Below are 17,102 nucleotides of genomic sequence, written 5' to 3'. Positions count from 1 at the left end.
AATTTCCCTAATTATGATTAACAATCCAAATGCATGTATTAAACGACAAGAAGACATCCTCGGTTTTGTACCGAAGATGTCTCCGTGCGTAAACGCTGTATCCATTTTGCAGATCATCAAAATCTGCTTATGGCTTGGTTCATCTACCTACTAAATTATTATTTTTTGGAAAGGAATGCATCCAGTTGTTCCTGTTTCGCTGCAATGATCTTATCAATTCCTGCGGCTTTCAGTTTTTCCAAGTATTTAGGGATCATCTCGTTTGGATCTACTGCTCCAGATGTCATACCTGGTTTAAACTGTTTGTTCACATTGTTCACCGCAGCAATTTCATTTTTGACCGTTTGGCTGTTGAACGTAAATCCTAAGGCAGGAGACTTCACACCCTTGGCATTAAATTCTTTGAATTTCTCCCACTTCTGAGGGTCTTCATTATCCCAGAGGAAGTTCAGGAATTGATTACCGAGCTGCCATTGTGCACCTGGGTTGTAAGTGCGGCTGTTCGCATCTACGCCGTCAGGCAGTGTGATGATGTTTTCTGCTCCGTCTTTTTTGACATAATGCTGACCTTCAATACCGAAATTAAGCAAGTTGTTGATTTCTTTATCAGAGTGCAACAGGTTGATCACTTGCATCGCTTTCTCCGGTTGCTCAGAAGAGCGAGAGATTGCAAGCATCGCACCGGAAGCATCACCCGTTGTAATTGTTGGTTGAGTCATTTCGATCTGTGTGAGCGGGAAGCCAACATAGCCTTCCTCTTCCTTATCTTTACCTGGCTTCATGCCGTCAGTCCACATGAATGCTTTGCCTGCTTTGGCTTGGTCTTTCGGGAACACATTGGATGTCGCTGCATCACTATTGATATATCCGGCTTGGTACCACTTACGAGCAAGTTCAGCAGCTTCCTTGAATTCTGCCGTCTCCACTTCGTTTAATACCGTTGTGGAGCCTGCTGTCTTCGAGATAACACCTGGTACAGATGCATCTCCGAGGTAATCCCAATCCAGATTTTCTAACAATCCGTTACCGTTGGTATTGGACATGTAGAACGGTGTGATGCCTGGTTCATTTTCCTTAATTGTTTTGAGCAAAGGCTCTAGATCTGCCCATGTTTTAACCGCTGCTAAATCCAACTTATATTTGTCAGCTAGATCCTGACGCACGAGCACACCACGCGTCGCCGCAAGTTCCTTATTCGTTGGTACACCATAGTTTACCCCATCTACTTGTGAACCCTCAAGAAAGGCTGGGTCTAGATTTTTCTTAATGTCCTGACCATGCTCTTCGAGCAGATCATTCAGCGGCAGGAATGCTCCTTTGGCAACATTGACCGTGTAGTTCTGCCACGCTGCTGTGAAGATAATGTCTGACTTCTCACCAGAGGAGATCATCAGATTCAGCTTATTGTCCCATTGTCCCCAATCGATCGCATTAATCTTCAGCGTTGCTCCGATTTTTGGTTCCATCTTTTTATTGATCTCAGCTTCTACCAAGGCAACATCCTTCTGTGGTGTTCCTGGATAATACAGCGTTACTTCATAAGGCTTCCCTCCACCTTCTGCTGCATCTCCACCTTCTGCACCAGGCGTTGTTGTTCCGCTCTTATCCGTTGAACAGCCTGCAAGCATGAGACTCAGTGCCATGACTGCCGCCGCAAGTCGCGGCCATACTTTTAGTGTTTTAACCAAATGAACCCCTCCCGTCGTGTGTTAAACCTTACAACCTGCCGCCAATTACCCCAATTCACGATTTTGTATATGCCCCTTCAGCTATCTTCGTGTTCTACTCTTCCTCCGCTAACCGGCCGGAGTTAGCCCTTCACTGCACCTACGGTAAGCCCTTTGATGAAATACCGTTGGAAGAACGGATAGGCTAACACAATAGGCCCAATTCCGACTACAGCCATTGCCATCTGCAATGTTTTGTTCGGTAGATTCAGCAATCCACCCTGTGATGAAATCTGTGAGGACACATTCGAGTTAGAAGTCAAATATTGAATATCGAGCAGCGTTCGGTACATCAGGTACTGAAGGCTGATCGTCCGGTTATCCGATATAAAAATCATACTTAAATACCAGTCATTCCAATAATTAAGTGTACTAAAGAGTGCAACCGTTGCCATAACTGGAAGTGAGAGCGGAAGTACAATGCGTGTAAACGTTCTCAGCTCACCCGCTCCATCGATTCGTGCTGATTCCAGTATGGAGACTGGAATCGAATTCGCGAAGAACGTACGCATAACGAGTACGAAGAACGGTGATAGCAGCAGCGGCAAAATAAGTGCCAGGATCGAATTTTTTAAATCAAGCACATTCACATACACGAGATACCAAGGTACCAAGCCACCATTGAACAACATCGTGAAGAAGATGAAAAATGCGAACCATCCTCGGTATGGTAAATCTCTACGTGATAGCGGATAAGCATATAATGCAGTCAGAGCCACACTCGTAATCGTTCCCACCACCGTTACAATGATGGAAATGCCGTAGGAGTGAATGATCTGATCCATATCCTTGAATAAAAACTCATAAGCTGTCAGACTGAACTTCTCAGGAATTAACTTATAGCCGTTTGCGATTACTGTTGTTTCGTCCGAGAAAGAGATGGCGAAGACAAGCAGGATCGGCACGATACAGGCTATGGCGTAAAAGAGAAACATGCCGTGAATAATTGAAGCGGAACGCCGCGAAACGGCCAATGGATCACGTGTTTTCACAGTTGACTTGCCCCCTCTCAAAATAATGCATTATCTTTGTCTATTCGCCTTACGATGGTATTGGATACCAAGACAAGCACGAAGCCGACGATAGCCTGATAGAGACCTGCAGCAGAGGACATTCCTATATCGCCGCCGATCAAGAATGTACGGTATACATACGTATCAAGTACGTTCGTTACAGGGAACAGTGCACCCGATTCTAATGGAACCTGATAGAACAAACTGAAATCTGCATAGAAGATACGGCCAATCTGCAACAGTGTCATAATAACGATCAACGGAATGAGAAACGGAACCGTAATGAAACGAATCTGATGCCATTTTGTCGCTCCATCCAAGACAGCCGCTTCATAATACTCCTCATCAATGCCTACGACGGCTGCCAGATAAATGACAGCGTAATATCCTATATTCTTCCACGTATTCACCAGTGGTAATATATAAGGCCAATACTTCGGCTCAGAGTACCAGTCAATTGGCTGTCCACCAAAGATTTGTAATATCGTAGAGTTCATGAACCCCGAGTCCTTACCTAGGAACGCAAGTACCAGGTAACTGACTACAATCATGGATAAGAAATAAGGCAGTAGCATAAGTGATTGGTATAATTTCGACATCGCCTTGTTCTTAACTTCATTCAGCAAGATCGCGAGGCCTACGCCAACAAATAGATTTAGTGCGATAAACACGGTATTGTACGCAAGTGTGTTCCGCGTAATCTCCCACGCATCACTCGTGGAAAACAAGTACTTGAAGTTGTCCCATCCGCTCCAAGGACTCCCTAGAATGCCGTCGGCATAGTTCACATTTTTGAATGCAATAAGTACGCCGAACATTGGCATATAGTTGTTTACCAGGAGAAACAGAATCCCTGGCAGAAACATGAGATACAGCACCTTAAACTTCCCCAGATTGTACAAGACCGATTTTTTACGTTTGCGAACTGACCCCGCTCCTACATCTGATATCCGTGCGCGATTACCCGTCTCGGGTTGTGTCTTCATAGCCTCTTCTCCCTCACTCCTCTTGAATTCTTCCTCAGGACTTAGCACCGATTGTGTCTCCTGTGGTTCAAGTATACGGCTGTGAGTTCTGATCCAATATCTACTGTGGTGACCTGTTCAATGATCAAATTATGACTTTCTCGGCCAATAGGCATCCTTCGTAATCAAAAGCGGACTTTTGGAACATCCTCTTACAATTGATCCTCTATAAAATACAAAAGACGCAGCATGCTGCGTCATAGCTGTACGGTACGCGATTGTTTGCGAAATTCTTGGGGTGTAATGCCAGTGCACTTTTTGAACATTTTCGTAAAATGAGAATAGTTATAGTATCCGACCTTGCCTGCAATGTCCGTTACCTTCACGGTAGACTGGGATAATAACGTTTTCGCTTTGGCTACTCTGCGCTGTAAAATAAACTCCGATAGAGACATGCCCTTCTCCTTTCGAAACAGACGAGACAGATACGCGGGGTTAAATCCAGCAAAGGAAGCTAGCTCTTCTCGCATTAACTCTTCACCGATATGATTCTCAATGTAAATGCACAATTGATCAACAATGGTCATTGGACTGTGATCGTCAGGATACAGCACAGGCACCACACGGCTAATTAAATCCAAGGTCCACTGCTTCAATTGTGGCAAAGAACGTGTTACAACACTCTCTTCCGGCTCGCGTTCCCCTGGATACAGGCTGCGTACAGATACATTTTTCTGATGAAGCAGAGGATAGACCACGTGCAGCATGGCATGATAGTACAGTCGCAGAATCTCGGGTGACAATCTCTCCTGACTGGCCAACAACTCGAAAATCTCATCGACACGTTCACGCAGATCTCCTACTTTCCCTGTCTCAAACAAGATGGACAATTCGGAGAACCATGGAATCGGTAAAAAACGATCTTCAGTATCTCGACCTTGCTCGTCATATACAAATACACCTTCAAGCTCCTTAATATTGCGACGCTCCATATCCATCAGTTCATTGAGCATCCCCTGCAACTCAGTAACCGCGACAGGAACACCCACATAACAGGATAATCGGCAATAGAAGTACGTACCGCATTCTCGAATATAGATCTGGCATTCCTTTTCCATCTCACTTGCCGAAGCCACAATGCCATCCTGTTCATACGCAAGCACGATATTTAGACCGCCATGATCTTGAAACACTTCACCAGGTCTGTCCCCAAGCAACATCTCCTTTGCTGCATTTCGCAGCGCGTATTCCAAGACCTCTTCATCCCGAAGGTCAAATTCACGAACCCACTCCTCCACCGAGATAACGATGGGTACGATACGTGCGTTCGGATCAATCTCGGCTCCATACACTTCGGCTAATTCCTGCAAGCGCTGTTTAGTTAACGTCATTCGTTGAGATATCGCATCTTTCCAGAACCGCTCTGTCAACAATGGCTTATGTGTCTGCCACCGTTTATAGACGGTCTCGTAGAGTTTGTTTGTATGTGTGCGCTGCTCACCTGCTTTGATTTTATCTACGGCCTGACTTACGATCTTAAGCAATTGATCCGCAGGAGCTGGCTTAAGCACATAATCAAAGCTGTTCAGCTTAATTGCCGACTGCGCATATGCAAACAAAGCATGGCCTGTAAGGAAAATAGTTAACATGCCTGGATCATGCTTAAGAACCCAGCTTTGTAGATCGAGCCCTGTCTCACCAGGCATTTCAATATCACAGATCATGATATCGATAGAATGTCGTTTTAACAGTGTCCTTGCTTCTTCGGCGTCTCCTGCACTAAATACCTGATCAATGCCCGCAGAGTGCCAATCTACCCCTTCAACCATGGCCTGTAGGGCATATACTTCATCATCCACAATTAATAGATTCCGCATTAGGCTCCCCCTTCTTCCTCTTCCGTCTGTGCGGGTATGTGAATTACGACTGTGGCTCCGCCATCTACTTGATTATGGAAAGCAAGCCCAGCTACCTCTCCATATTTCATCATCAATCGGTGTGCTACATTCCAGATCCCAATATGCTGCCCTCCTGGGTCTTCTGCATATTGTCCTTGCTGCAAACGATCTAGCAATTCCTGATTGAAGCCCACGCCATTGTCCTCGATTGTAAGAAATAACATCGGAACCTGCTCTGTCTCACCATGGTTCATCGAAGCATCGGATACCATGGCAGTGCCATGCCCTTTGATGCGAATGACAAAAGGCTCTGTACGCCGCTGAAATCCATGTATAATTGCATTTTCTACGAAGGGTTGTAACGTTAACGGCGGCAGTACATAATGCCCCAGACCCGCGTCTACCTCCAGTGAAAAGCTAAGCTTGTTTGGAAAACGAAGTTTCTGAATCTCCAAATAATGGCGGATATGTTCCATTTCTTCATCAAGTCTTATGACACGTTTGCCTGCTCGCAGACTGAAACGGAAATAGTCGGCAAGATGACCCGCCATCTGTTGCACCAATTCATGCTTCTGTAGAGAAGCCAGGCTATGAATGATATTCAGGGAGTTCAGATAAAAGTGAGGGTTAATCTGCATCTGGAGTTGCTTGAACTCTGCTTCCCTAGTTCTTAGCTGCTCCTCATAGACATCAATCTTGAGATGCTGAATCTGACTTGTCATCTGATTGAAGCTTCGAGTAACAAACTCCAGCTCCGAAGAAGGCGGTGGCTCCAATCTGACATCAAGCTCTCCACGACTCACCCTTCTCATACCACGGATGAGCATATTCATCGGTCGAAACAATAATTGACGGACAAAGACAAGAGCAGTGATAAGAATGACAGCTGCACCAATAGGCAGCAAACGAATAATCCGCTGGAAGAACGGTAAGTTTCGCATCATGTCTTCTTCGGGCAAGAGCACAACGTAGTTCATCTTTGACATCGCCGAAGGCAAGCCGAGCATCAAATATTGACGTGCTTTACCTTTCGGTACTTCTTCCGAGATAACCTGATAGGGGTTCTTCAATCCGGGTAGATGGGCAGCCGCCAGCTTAATCTGATCTGCACTCAAGGATGAATTGGACAGAGCAACACCATCTATCCCTACAATAACTGCTCCACCACGATCTCCCGATTCCGTGAATTGCTCTGGATAATTCAGTGCGTTCATATCCACAAGAGCACCCGCGTAGAATTGCTGGTTAATGCGAACCGTCTTCACAAGTGCATTTCTCGATTCGCCGCGGACGATCCCCCATTCAGGCTGCTGAATATCCCCTTCGAATTGCTGCATCTGCACGGGCATACTCTGCTGCACGAGTGACATTTTGATGTCGTAATCACCGGAGGTGGCGAGCAGTAGATCATCATTGATGGCGTCGTATAAAAAGAAGGAATCGATCAGATTGTAGAAGCCAATATCTGTCATGAATTTATTCATAATCCGTTGTTTAGCAATAATGTAATCCCCGCTGCCGTATTTTAGAAAAAACAAGGAAATGATATCGGGGTCTCGTTCACCCAAGCTATATAGATAACGATTCGTTTCTTGAAGGACTCGTTCATTTTGTTCAACGCTCTTGACGAGATGATTCATACTCGTAAGTGATACTTGGTCACGTACAACATTCATAGCGTACACATTGTTATAGTACATCAAGAGAAACAGAGGCAGCATGATGAGTGTAAGACCGACAATAAATTTGAAACGTAATGAACGGATGAAGTTCATAGATGACCGCCTTTTTTTTGTTCAGCATTAAAATCCTCTTGGCATAATCCTTAATTGTAAACGTTATCAACAATACATGTTCTTTCTTATTCATGTACAGAATAGATCGACTTTTTTCCCATTTTTCTTCCTTATGATGGCATGTTCATTGTAATCATGCTCGCTTTGCGTTGTCTATGCACTTTGGTGACCTCTAACTACTACTCTGGTGACCTGCAATAGTATGAATGATACACATTGTATAGTTAATTAAGTTCTCTATCTGTAAAAAAAATCCTCCTACACCATGCATTTCTCTATGAACGCCTGATGCTGACATGCATACGATATAGCACGCCTTGGGCTCTTAAGATGGAGGGAGACTTATATGTGAATATTCAACTTGTTCCGTTGCATTATGTATATCTAGCGTTTATCGTACTTATCATCGCTGTGATGATTCGGCGAAGAGATACAACCATTATCTGTGTCGCTGGTATTATGACCATTGGACTGCTGGCTACCGAATCATTAACCGGTTCTGTGTCAGGCATATTTAACAGTTTTATCTATGCGGTGAAAGAGCTGATCAGTACTATATTCATCATCTCGATCATTGTAGCTATGAGCCGGGTGCTCATTCGAACAGGTATTAATGAAGTGATGGTAGCGCCACTGACACGATTTATCCGTTCACCGCAGGTCGCTTTCTGGGGCATCGGCCTCATTATGATGGTGGTCTCCTTCTTTTTCTGGCCATCGCCTGCAGTTGCTCTAGTAGGAGCCGTTTTGCTGCCTGTTGCAGTTCGTGTAGGGCTTCCGCCCATCGGAGCGGCCATCGCCATGAATCTGTTTGGACACGGGATTGCCTTATCAGGAGATTTCATCATCCAAGGTGCGCCCAAACTCACAGCTGATGCTGCCGGACTTCCAGTAAGCTCTGTCATTACGGCGAGTATTCCGCTCGTCATTGTTATGGGTGTCGTATCCACCTTTACGGCATTCTGGATACTTCGCAAAGAGATGCAGGCGAATCACACCAATACCCTTCGCAACCCGGTCACAGGGGAATTGCACGTGAATCCTACCGCATCTACTTCTGCACCCGAAACAACGCCCCCTTCCATTGAACAACAACCTCTGCCTTTCATTTGGAAAAGGGTATTCGCCCTTCTAATTCCATTGTTATTTGCAGTCGATGTTATCCTTATGTTTGTGTTAAATCTTCAAGGTGGAGATGCTACAGCTCTGATTGGCGGTACCGCTGTGCTGATTCTGATCGCAGTAACCCTTGTAGCCCACCGCCACACTGGCCCTGAAGAAACGACCAGTTACCTTATCGAGGGATTTCAGTTTGGATTTAAAGTATTTGGACCCGTGATCCCCATCGCAGCGTTCTTTTATCTCGGAGATTCAGCCATCACTGAGTTGTTCAACAATCCCTTACCTGATGGATCTCACGGTATTGTGAATGATCTCGGCGTTGCCTTAGCGGGACTTGTACCTTTGAATGATTCGATCGGGGCGATCACGCTCACACTGACCGGTGCGGTCACAGGGATGGATGGTTCGGGATTTTCGGGGATTTCTCTCGTTGGTTCCATTGCGACGATGTTTGCCGATACAGCTTCATCTGCAGCTACACTTACCGCTCTAGGGCAGGTTGCCGCAATTTGGGTAGGCGGTGGAACGTTGATTCCATGGGCCTTGATTCCAGCCGCCGCCATCTGCGGGGTCAGTCCGTTTGAACTTGCGCGTCGAAACCTGAAGCCTGTATTACTGGGCTTAACAGTCACGACTATTTTAGCTATTTTCTTATTATGATGATTCATTAATCATTGAAGAAAACTGAAAGAATGACGGCTGCTTACGCGCCCAATCTCTAAGTTCGATATGACTCCACGTTGCCAGACGCAGCATCTCCATATAGGGATCACCCTGTAACCCAAGCACTTGAGCAAAAGCAGGCTCCGTCTTGAGTCCAGAACGTTTTAATCTTCGGATTTCACATTGTCCCTCAGATCCCCATAGTTGTAACAGTTCCCACTCTACCTTCATATGAAGATATGCGTTCTGCTGTTGAATGGGGACAGCTTGAGCAAAAATTTCTATAGGCCAATGGTCAACCTGAAAGTTACATGTCACGTAAGATGTTCCATCTACATTTCGGGTACCACGATTACAATAGAAATGCGGCATGTTACCCAAGTTTCGGTGAATATGAATTGCAAAAGCATCCAGATCATGTGCTTCACAAAGGATATCTAGATCACTACCTGGAATGTCGATATCAATAGGTACAGTTCCTGCAGGATAAGGCTGGAATGCTGCCAAGTTCATCATTACTTTACTGTCTTGGAGCACTCGATAGGCATCCCGCTGTCGTTCATTCCCTCCTGCCAGATGTGCCATTACATCTGCTGTACTCTTCATCTATTGTCTCACGCATTCAATCACTGCGTTGCTCCACTGATAATCTGCTTAACTCGTCCTACCTGTCCATTGGTGAGACGAACCTTAATTCCATGAGGATGTGTGGGTGACTTGGTCAGTAAATCCTTTACGATCCCCCGTGTCAGCTTGCCAGTAGCTTGATCCTGCTTCAGCACGATATCCACTTCTAAGCCTGCTCTAATGTTAACCCGTTGTTGTCCGTTCATCCGTTCTCCTCCTTATATAATTCAGTCCTCATTCATAATGCCACCTGTACCAAAGCTTCATCTATTGTAGACGTTTTGAGATCAAAACAAAAGCTGTGCCTGCCAAATGCAAAAACCCGCTCGCTCTGAATCCAGAGACGGCGGGTTTGAAATTCCAATTACGGGTGAACTTTCGAAGATGATACGCCGTTCTTCGCTGCCTCCTTAGCTTTAACAGCGAGCAACTCGGAAACGGTCACGAAGCGATAGCCTTCTTGTTTAAGTTGAGGCAAAATACGTGCTAATGCCTTCACCGTCTGAGACTTGCCTTCCACTTTGTCATGGAATAGAACAATGTCCCCGTTACGAACGTTTTTCAACACTTTGTTGGCAATGGTAGCAACTCCTGGGGAAGCCCAATCGCGAGTGTCCTGATGCCAAGACCATAACACGATGGTATACCCTTTTTGCTTGGCAGCTTGAATCACCATATCGTTATAGTAGCCACCAGGAGGTCTAAACAACATTGGACGAGCAACCCCCGCACCAAGGATAGACTTCTCGGCGGCATCCATGTCTCGGATATAGGTGTCAGCACCCGTAGATCGCACGGCATACGAATGTGCATACGTATGATTAGCTACCTCATGTCCTTCCTGCTGCTCTTGCATGACAAGTTGCGGAAATTTCTCAGCCCATTTACCTAACACAAAAAACGTACCTTTGGCTTCATACTGCCGGAGCAGAGCCAAAATTTCGGGTGTCTGCACAGGATCCGGGCCATCATCAAACGTTAGGGCGATAAGCTTATCCTGTGTAGGCACTTCCCATACAATCTCTCCACGTTCCTCGTAATACTGCCGGTTCTTCTGCGCCGGCTTCGCATATACCGTATTGCAGCTCAATAAGAGAATCACAATGAATATTCCGAGCATTCGGGCTTTTTTCGGGATCAGGGTCATGTTCATGTCCTTTCTATGTTGTTGAACCTACACTCTCCCTATTAGCATTACCCGATTCCCCGGAACTATTTAGAACGTGTCTGAAAACTCGCCCTAGCGAAAAATCTGATCTATCACTGCAATTTCCTCAGCAGACAATTCTACCTGCAACGTCTTCAAATTGTTAATTACCTGTTCCGGTTTCTTCGCTCCCGGTATCAGAGCATCAATGGAAGGCTGGGATAGATACCATGCCAAGACAAGATGAGCAACCTCAGCGTTTTTGGATTCTGCGATACTGCGAAGCTGGTCTACCTTATCCAAATTCCGAATAAAGTTCTCGCCAGTGAAAAGTGGATTTGTCGCACGTCCGTCTTGGAATGTTGTTTCACGATTATACTTCCCGCCTAGTAGCCCTGCCGCCAGTGGGAAGTAAGGAACAAATGAAATCTGATGTTCTGTTGTGTAGGGCAGCAATTCTTGTTCTGCTTCTCGTTTGAATAGATTGTATTCGGATTGCAGGACGTCCACGTGCCCATCCCGGTTCGCTTCCCGAAGCTGATCAACGGAGAAGTTGGATACACCTATTGCCCGAATTTTGCCTGCATCCTTTAATCGCTTTAACGCACCTACTGCCTCGTCCTTCGGTGTCTGTTCGTCTGGGAAATGAATATAGAATAAATCGATGTAATCCGTCTGTAAACGTCTTAGTGCTTGGTCAACAGCTTCGGTTAGAAAGGCTGGAGAGTTATCAATCTCAACCTTTCCATCGACCAATTTATGTGCAGCCTTGGTTGCTATGATTGTATTTTGACGCTGACCTGTTTCTTTGAGAACTTCGCCAATTAAGCGCTCAGAATGCTCTGGACCATAGATGAAGGCTGTATCCACAAAGTTAATCCCTTGCTTCAATGCCGTGCGAACGACTTCTTTACCCGTTTCATCATTCAACATATCTGGATAGATATTGTGTCCACCTACTGCGTTTGCACCTAACCCGATGGGGTTAACGACTAGATCTGTTTTGCCTAAACGAGTGTGTTGTTCTGCCATATCTCATCTATCTCCTTTATCTGAAGGTGTGTTCACGTGCTTCCTGTATTATATCAAACGCATAACCACATTTAAAATATCGGATTTGTCAGATTAACTATTTTTGAGCACGGTAGCCTCCACATCATTGATAAAACGCCGTAATTTAGCAGCTACGTCCCGGTTAATTTCACCATTCTCATACAGTTGCTGTACCGTATTCCGCTGCTCTTGAATCGCTACCATCTGCAGCTCCATCTTGTTCTGATCGAATGGATCTTCCTTCTGCCCTTGATTCCAGCTACGCAATTTGGAGATGACACGCTCATACTTGGCAATGACCGTTATCGCCACCGTACGATTAGCATCGTTCATCTGGGCACGGATCGCCTTAATTGCTGCTTCAGAGGTACGAAGTTTAACCTGTTGAAACAGTTCTGCATTTTCGATCATAAACTGTGGTGTCGGTGTTTCTTGGCGCTCGGTGAACAGATGCCCGATCACACGTCCAATCTCACTGATGGAGAACATCATTTGTGTGTTGGTTCGATTAGCCAGCATCATTTCTTTGCGATCCAGCCAGCTATTACACCGGAATGCTGCGTCAGATGCAATTACATTTTCATCCATCATCTTCTGCACTTCCTTACGCTCAGCCCGTGTACCGATTAGGTTAATGGCCGCTTCCTGTTTAAGGATATCTTTGCGTTTACCCGCAGTGAGCTGACCAGCTGCCTGTCTGATATACTTCGACAGATCCGAAACTACAGCAAGCGCTGCTGCCTTGTTCTCCTCGTTCATCTCTGACTTCACTGCACGAATGGCTGCATTTAGCATAATATCTTGAGCTTTACGCTCGGTCGTAAATGGCTCGCCATCCGTTTTTTTCTCATCATTTTTGGCTAACACCGGGAGCAAGGCACTCGCTGCAATTAACGTTAACAGAATGACACCTGCCGCCAAAAATATAATCAGATCCCGCTCTGGGAAAGGCGACCCATCTTCAAGTACATACGGAATGGAGAATGCACCTGCCAGCGTCACCGCTCCTCTCACACCTGAGAGAGAAATCAACGTCATTGCTTTGAATTTCGGCTTTCCAATCGCAGTTTTGGGACGAAGCCATTTATTGCCACGCCAGAATACATAAATCCACGCAAAACGTAATACTAACAACAACAACGTAATCAGACCTACGTAGCCGAGAACCTGTCCATTATTAAACGAAGCATTAGTAAAAATCGTATTTAACACATCTGGAATCTGCACGCCTAGAATGACAAACACCAGACCATTCAGAATATACAGAATTACAGACCACGTGCTCATCGATACAACCTGCATCTTCAGTTGCACGGATTCCGTTCGATCACGCTCAATCGCATGAATGATGCCACCAGCCACGACTGCCAAAATGCCCGAGACACCAATCTCTTCACTCACGAGATAAATAACGAATGGCGTCAAAATCTGCAGAAGCATGTGAATGGTTACATCCTCCATTCCAAGACGACGAATCCAGACGCCAAGCCGGATCAGCAGAAACGATATTAATGCACCGGCAAGTAGCCCGCCGATTGCAATAATCAAGAAGCTAACCGAGGCCTCCGCAAGTGAAAAAACACCTGTAACCGTTGCAGCAATTGCAAATTTGAAAGCAACCAATCCAGAGGCATCGTTCATTAATGCCTCTCCTTCAAGTAACCTATGTATGCTTTTGGGAAGATGTACACGTCCTGCCATCGCTCCAACAGCTACAGCGTCTGTCGGGGACAAAATTGCAGCCAGTGCAAAGGCAGCAGGAAGTGGAATGGTAGGAATAAGCCAGTGAATCGCATATCCACCCACCAGTACGGTGACAAATACAAGCCCTAGAGCAAGAAGGAGAATGGGCGCTCTAAGATTCCACAATTCATTGCGAGGTGTTCGTTTGCCATCGTTGTATAACAATGGAGCAATAAACAGCACAAAGAACAATTCCGGATTCAGTGGCAAATGTACGCCAGCTGGTAGCAATGCTACAGCAAAACCAAGCGCAATCTGAATGAGCGGAACGGGAATAAAAGGTACAAATCGGTTCAGGATATTGGATAAACCGATCAAAACCAGTAAAACGAGCACTGCGATAAATAGTTCCATGATGTCATTCCCTTTCCGCATGATGAACATTGATGCCATATTTTAGCATATAACAATTACTACTTATAAAAATGTTGTCATATTCATTTACCCAGCCACGACATTTTATAATAGCTTCGTTTGAACAATTGTGATTGAATCTGTTCCTTCGTAATCAAAAACGGACTTTTTGAACTACCACTATAAGATGTTACAATACGTTCAGGACAATACCCGTTTGGAAAGGATTTTGGTAATTATGGCATTTGGAATTAAGCGGAATGAGCTGACAGCCTGGAAAGAGCGTGTCTCCCGTGGCGAAATTGCCTATCTCACTCATTTTTGGATTGACCCCCGTTTCCCTGGCGTAAAGAGTGTGACCAAAGTGGGATGTGCAGATTTGGAAAGACTCGAAGAATGGTGCCGTGCACATGGACTTAATCCTCGTTATATTCATCGACGTGAGCCTTTTCCTCATTTTGATCTTCTGGGTGAGAAGCAAAAGCAAATCTTGCAGCTTGAAGGTCTAACAGAGCATATTCGCCGGTTCCACCTATAAGAGGTTCAAAAAGTCCGCTTTTGATTACGAAGGATGCGCGAGCGGCATCTCAGCTTCGAATATGGGATTCAGCCGAAATAAGTGGGATGCTTACGAAGTTTGTTTCCTTCGGAAACAATGTAGTTGCTCACGTAGCTTAATCTACGCTTCGCTACTCCATTTCTATCTTTATCCCATCTTCTTGGTACTGAAAACCGATCTTTTTGAACACGCACTATAAGCAAAAACATTTTATAATACCTTTAATGAGATATGAAATGCATATTCCTAAATTCAAAGACCACTTATGAACCTGGAGTGAATGTAACTAAATTGAAATTGATATCTATAATAAAAAAACGCCAGTCTTCAAGAATTAGACCTAAACGAAGGTCTGAAATTCTTGAAGGCTGACGCCTTAGCTTTAGACGTGTTACCTTATCGATTCGCTTGCTCAAGTGCTTTCATGTTCTCCAGCAGCTTCAGCTCAATTTTTTTGAGCATGCCGATCATCTGCTGTTGTTCCTCTTCTGTAAGTGCCTGCAACAATTCCCAAGTCATACGGCCACGATTCGCGATCAATGTACGGGCTAGCTGCTCTCCTTCACTTGTAAGAGATAACCAGACAATCCGCCGATCCTCTTCACTGCGCACCCGTTGGATAAGCCCCTCGCTCTCCAACTGATTCAGGACAATTGTCGTTGCACCCGAAGATAGGCTGAGCTGTCTGGCCACATCAACAGCCATGCAACGTTCTTCACGTAATATCATGGCCAATATATGATTTTTGGTTGGATTCAGTTTGCAGTTTGTTTCATTCTTCTGTTGCTGATCCAACACTTTATTTTTATATCTGAAGAAGGCCTCCAACAATTGATCGATATTTGCCAATTGAGAGTTTCGCTCCGTATCCGGACTCATAACTGTCCCTCCTACCTATGATCATAACCTACCTTATATTGTAACATATTTGTACTATTTTGTTTGTGAAATATACGTTGGCATTCAACCGGCTCAACTGGGATGAATGTCAGACGTTTAGGCAAGTTTAGAGACAGGTACTCAAACATCCTATTGCAATATCTTAAGGAGTTTGTTTATAATGACTTATGCTCAAAGTTACTTTTAGTTACTTAATGATTTTTATAAATTTATTGTTATAAAGTATATGAATTGCCACCTATAATACAGCGAAGGAATTCTAACATATGAATAAAACAAATCAAACAAATCAAACGCTGACTGTCGATGTCTGCATTGTTGGGGCTGGGCCTGGCGGAGCGCTTTTATCGAATCTGTTGAATCGACAAGGCATATCTACAGCTTTAATTGAACGACAGCCTCATCTTCACAAGTCGTTCCGCGGAGAGCTGCTGAATACGGATGGAGAAGCTATATTAAACAAACATGGTTTGTACTCCATTATTGCTGAGCGCGGTGCACTTCCGTTGGAGGAGATTCAATATTGGGAAGACGGTAAAATCATTAAAACCATTATCCCAAGTGATGAAGTCTCGCACGTTGGCATCCATGTACCACAGGATCATTTGTTAGAGGTCATCGTCTCCCAGTCACAGCAGCAGGAGCACAACCAAGAGCATATCCTTTTCAATACAATTATGACCGGAATATTGCGAGATAAGACCGGCAAGCCTGTTGGTGTCAATATCCGTCAAAATGGCGTTCCATCTTCCATTGAAGCTTCCATTATCGTCGGTGCTGATGGTCGATACTCAGCTGTACGGAAACATTCGGGAATGATCCCCGATATTCGTAAGCATGGATATGACCTGTTATGGGCTCGCATCCCGGCACCTGTAGGCTGGGAACCTGCGGTACGCATGGCAAGCATGGATGGACAACAGCTGGCTCTCTTCTCTCAATTCGGCGGCTATGTTCAGATCGGCTGGAATATCCCGCAAGGATCTTATTCCAAGTTACGCGAGCTACCCTTTACACCATTTGTTCAGAAACTAGTCACGGCGTTCCCTTGTTTGGCTGATTCAGTTAAAGCGTACATCCAAACATGGAGTGACTTTGTATTGTTATCTGTAGAAAGCAGCTATTCGGAGACATGGACGCAGGATAATATCGTTCTCATTGGTGACGCTGCTCATACGATGACTCCAACAGGAGCATTCGGACTAAATGCAGCACTGGAGGATGCGGATACACTTGCAGAACTATTAACCCATATGGCACAGGATCAGTTCGCTTCGATAGAGCCCCTGCAAGAATTGCAGAAGCTACGCGGAGATAAAGTGAAACAGCAGCTTGCACGGCAGATCGAGATGGAGGTATCTTTCCAGCAGCGCTATGAATCCTTCCTTAATTAAGGGAGCACGATGGTCTGCTTGCTCATGTTCTTAAGCTGAACACGCCCCGCTCCATAAAGTCACAATCAACATAACGTTGCACCATAATAAGCCATGACCCTCCAGCTCGGAGTTCATGGCTTATTATGGTGTGGTATTCAT

Annotated in this window: 14 protein-coding genes; 3 read left to right on the top strand and 11 right to left on the bottom strand. The window is 45.1% G+C overall.

Annotation, left to right across the window (positions count from 1 at the left end):
• Window positions 1-158: 158 nt before the first annotated feature.
• The 5 genes from J2T19_RS06165 to J2T19_RS06145 form a co-directional block, all read right to left on the bottom strand.
• Window positions 159-1,688 (bottom strand): ABC transporter substrate-binding protein, encoded by a 1,530-nt coding sequence (locus J2T19_RS06165; RefSeq protein ID WP_307214150.1) that lies wholly within the window; start codon window positions 1,686-1,688, stop codon window positions 159-161.
• A 122-nt stretch (window positions 1,689-1,810) separates the two neighbouring features.
• On the bottom strand, window positions 1,811-2,719 hold the full coding sequence (locus J2T19_RS06160) for a carbohydrate ABC transporter permease (protein WP_056700379.1): 909 nt from the start codon (window positions 2,717-2,719) through the stop codon (window positions 1,811-1,813).
• A gap of 17 nt (window positions 2,720-2,736) precedes the next feature.
• The gene (locus tag J2T19_RS06155; protein WP_307214149.1) at window positions 2,737-3,726 is read right to left on the bottom strand and encodes an ABC transporter permease; all 990 of its coding nucleotides are present in this window, start codon (window positions 3,724-3,726) and stop codon (window positions 2,737-2,739) included.
• A 236-nt stretch (window positions 3,727-3,962) separates the two neighbouring features.
• Complete coding sequence (locus J2T19_RS06150; protein WP_307214148.1) at window positions 3,963-5,582, bottom strand: response regulator transcription factor; 1,620 nt, start codon at window positions 5,580-5,582, stop codon at window positions 3,963-3,965.
• Window positions 5,582-7,378, bottom strand: coding sequence for a sensor histidine kinase (locus tag J2T19_RS06145; RefSeq protein WP_307214147.1), 1,797 nt, complete (start codon window positions 7,376-7,378; stop codon window positions 5,582-5,584). Before J2T19_RS06145 ends, J2T19_RS06150 begins: the two co-directional genes overlap by 1 nt.
• A 369-nt stretch (window positions 7,379-7,747) precedes the next feature.
• Here J2T19_RS06145 and J2T19_RS06140 point away from each other — a divergent pair, with 369 nt between their 5' ends.
• Window positions 7,748-9,181 (top strand): hypothetical protein, encoded by a 1,434-nt coding sequence (locus J2T19_RS06140; protein WP_307214146.1) that lies wholly within the window; start codon window positions 7,748-7,750, stop codon window positions 9,179-9,181.
• Here the strand turns inward: J2T19_RS06140 and J2T19_RS06135 are convergent.
• From J2T19_RS06135 to J2T19_RS06115, 5 genes are all read right to left on the bottom strand, one after another.
• Entirely contained in the window at window positions 9,176-9,790 is a 615-nt protein-coding gene (locus J2T19_RS06135) for a DUF4269 domain-containing protein (protein WP_307214145.1), read from the bottom strand. The two genes, J2T19_RS06140 and J2T19_RS06135, sit on opposite strands and share 6 nt — an antisense overlap.
• A 20-nt stretch (window positions 9,791-9,810) precedes the next feature.
• Window positions 9,811-10,017: a YwbE family protein gene (locus J2T19_RS06130; protein WP_307214144.1), complete on the bottom strand. Its 207-nt coding sequence runs from the start codon at window positions 10,015-10,017 to the stop codon at window positions 9,811-9,813.
• A gap of 158 nt (window positions 10,018-10,175) precedes the next feature.
• A complete protein-coding gene (locus tag J2T19_RS06125) occupies window positions 10,176-10,958 on the bottom strand; it encodes a polysaccharide deacetylase family protein (RefSeq protein WP_307214143.1) in 783 nt (260 codons plus the stop codon).
• Between the two features lie 93 nt (window positions 10,959-11,051).
• The gene (locus J2T19_RS06120) at window positions 11,052-11,990 is read right to left on the bottom strand and encodes an aldo/keto reductase (RefSeq protein WP_307214142.1); all 939 of its coding nucleotides are present in this window, start codon (window positions 11,988-11,990) and stop codon (window positions 11,052-11,054) included.
• A gap of 93 nt (window positions 11,991-12,083) precedes the next feature.
• Entirely contained in the window at window positions 12,084-14,108 is a 2,025-nt protein-coding gene (locus J2T19_RS06115) for a Na+/H+ antiporter (RefSeq protein ID WP_307214141.1), read from the bottom strand.
• Between the two features lie 238 nt (window positions 14,109-14,346).
• Here J2T19_RS06115 and J2T19_RS06110 point away from each other — a divergent pair, with 238 nt between their 5' ends.
• Complete coding sequence (locus J2T19_RS06110; RefSeq protein ID WP_145046111.1) at window positions 14,347-14,646, top strand: hypothetical protein; 300 nt, start codon at window positions 14,347-14,349, stop codon at window positions 14,644-14,646.
• Between the two features lie 417 nt (window positions 14,647-15,063).
• Here the strand turns inward: J2T19_RS06110 and J2T19_RS06105 are convergent, their stop codons facing one another.
• Window positions 15,064-15,546, bottom strand: coding sequence for a MarR family winged helix-turn-helix transcriptional regulator (locus tag J2T19_RS06105; protein ID WP_145046109.1), 483 nt, complete (start codon window positions 15,544-15,546; stop codon window positions 15,064-15,066).
• Window positions 15,547-15,833: 287 nt separating this feature from the next.
• Between J2T19_RS06105 and J2T19_RS06100 the strand changes: the two genes are divergently transcribed.
• Entirely contained in the window at window positions 15,834-16,961 is a 1,128-nt protein-coding gene (locus J2T19_RS06100) for an FAD-dependent monooxygenase (RefSeq protein WP_307214140.1), read from the top strand.
• Window positions 16,962-17,102 lie beyond the last annotated feature (141 nt).

This window comes from Paenibacillus tundrae, from assembly GCF_030812775.1.
Classification (GTDB): domain Bacteria; phylum Bacillota; class Bacilli; order Paenibacillales; family Paenibacillaceae; genus Paenibacillus; species Paenibacillus tundrae_A.
This window is presented reverse-complemented; position numbering and strand designations above follow the sequence as displayed.

Bases quoted from the DNA above. Each gene is read 5' to 3' on its own strand.
- J2T19_RS06155 (WP_307214149.1), bottom strand. From the start codon at position 3,726: ATGAAGACACAACCCGAGACGGGTAATCGCGCACGGATATCAGATGTA.
- J2T19_RS06150 (WP_307214148.1), bottom strand. From the start codon at position 5,582: ATGCGGAATCTATTAATTGTGGATGATGAAGTATATGCCCTACAGGCC.
- J2T19_RS06145 (WP_307214147.1), bottom strand. From the start codon at position 7,378: ATGAACTTCATCCGTTCATTACGTTTCAAATTTATTGTCGGTCTTACA.
- J2T19_RS06135 (WP_307214145.1), bottom strand. From the start codon at position 9,790: ATGAAGAGTACAGCAGATGTAATGGCACATCTGGCAGGAGGGAATGAA.
- J2T19_RS06130 (WP_307214144.1), bottom strand. From the start codon at position 10,017: ATGAACGGACAACAACGGGTTAACATTAGAGCAGGCTTAGAAGTGGAT.
- J2T19_RS06125 (WP_307214143.1), bottom strand. From the start codon at position 10,958: ATGACCCTGATCCCGAAAAAAGCCCGAATGCTCGGAATATTCATTGTG.
- J2T19_RS06120 (WP_307214142.1), bottom strand. From the start codon at position 11,990: ATGGCAGAACAACACACTCGTTTAGGCAAAACAGATCTAGTCGTTAAC.
- J2T19_RS06115 (WP_307214141.1), bottom strand. From the start codon at position 14,108: ATGGAACTATTTATCGCAGTGCTCGTTTTACTGGTTTTGATCGGTTTA.
- J2T19_RS06110 (WP_145046111.1), top strand. From the start codon at position 14,347: ATGGCATTTGGAATTAAGCGGAATGAGCTGACAGCCTGGAAAGAGCGT.
- J2T19_RS06105 (WP_145046109.1), bottom strand. From the start codon at position 15,546: ATGAGTCCGGATACGGAGCGAAACTCTCAATTGGCAAATATCGATCAA.
- J2T19_RS06100 (WP_307214140.1), top strand. From the start codon at position 15,834: ATGAATAAAACAAATCAAACAAATCAAACGCTGACTGTCGATGTCTGC.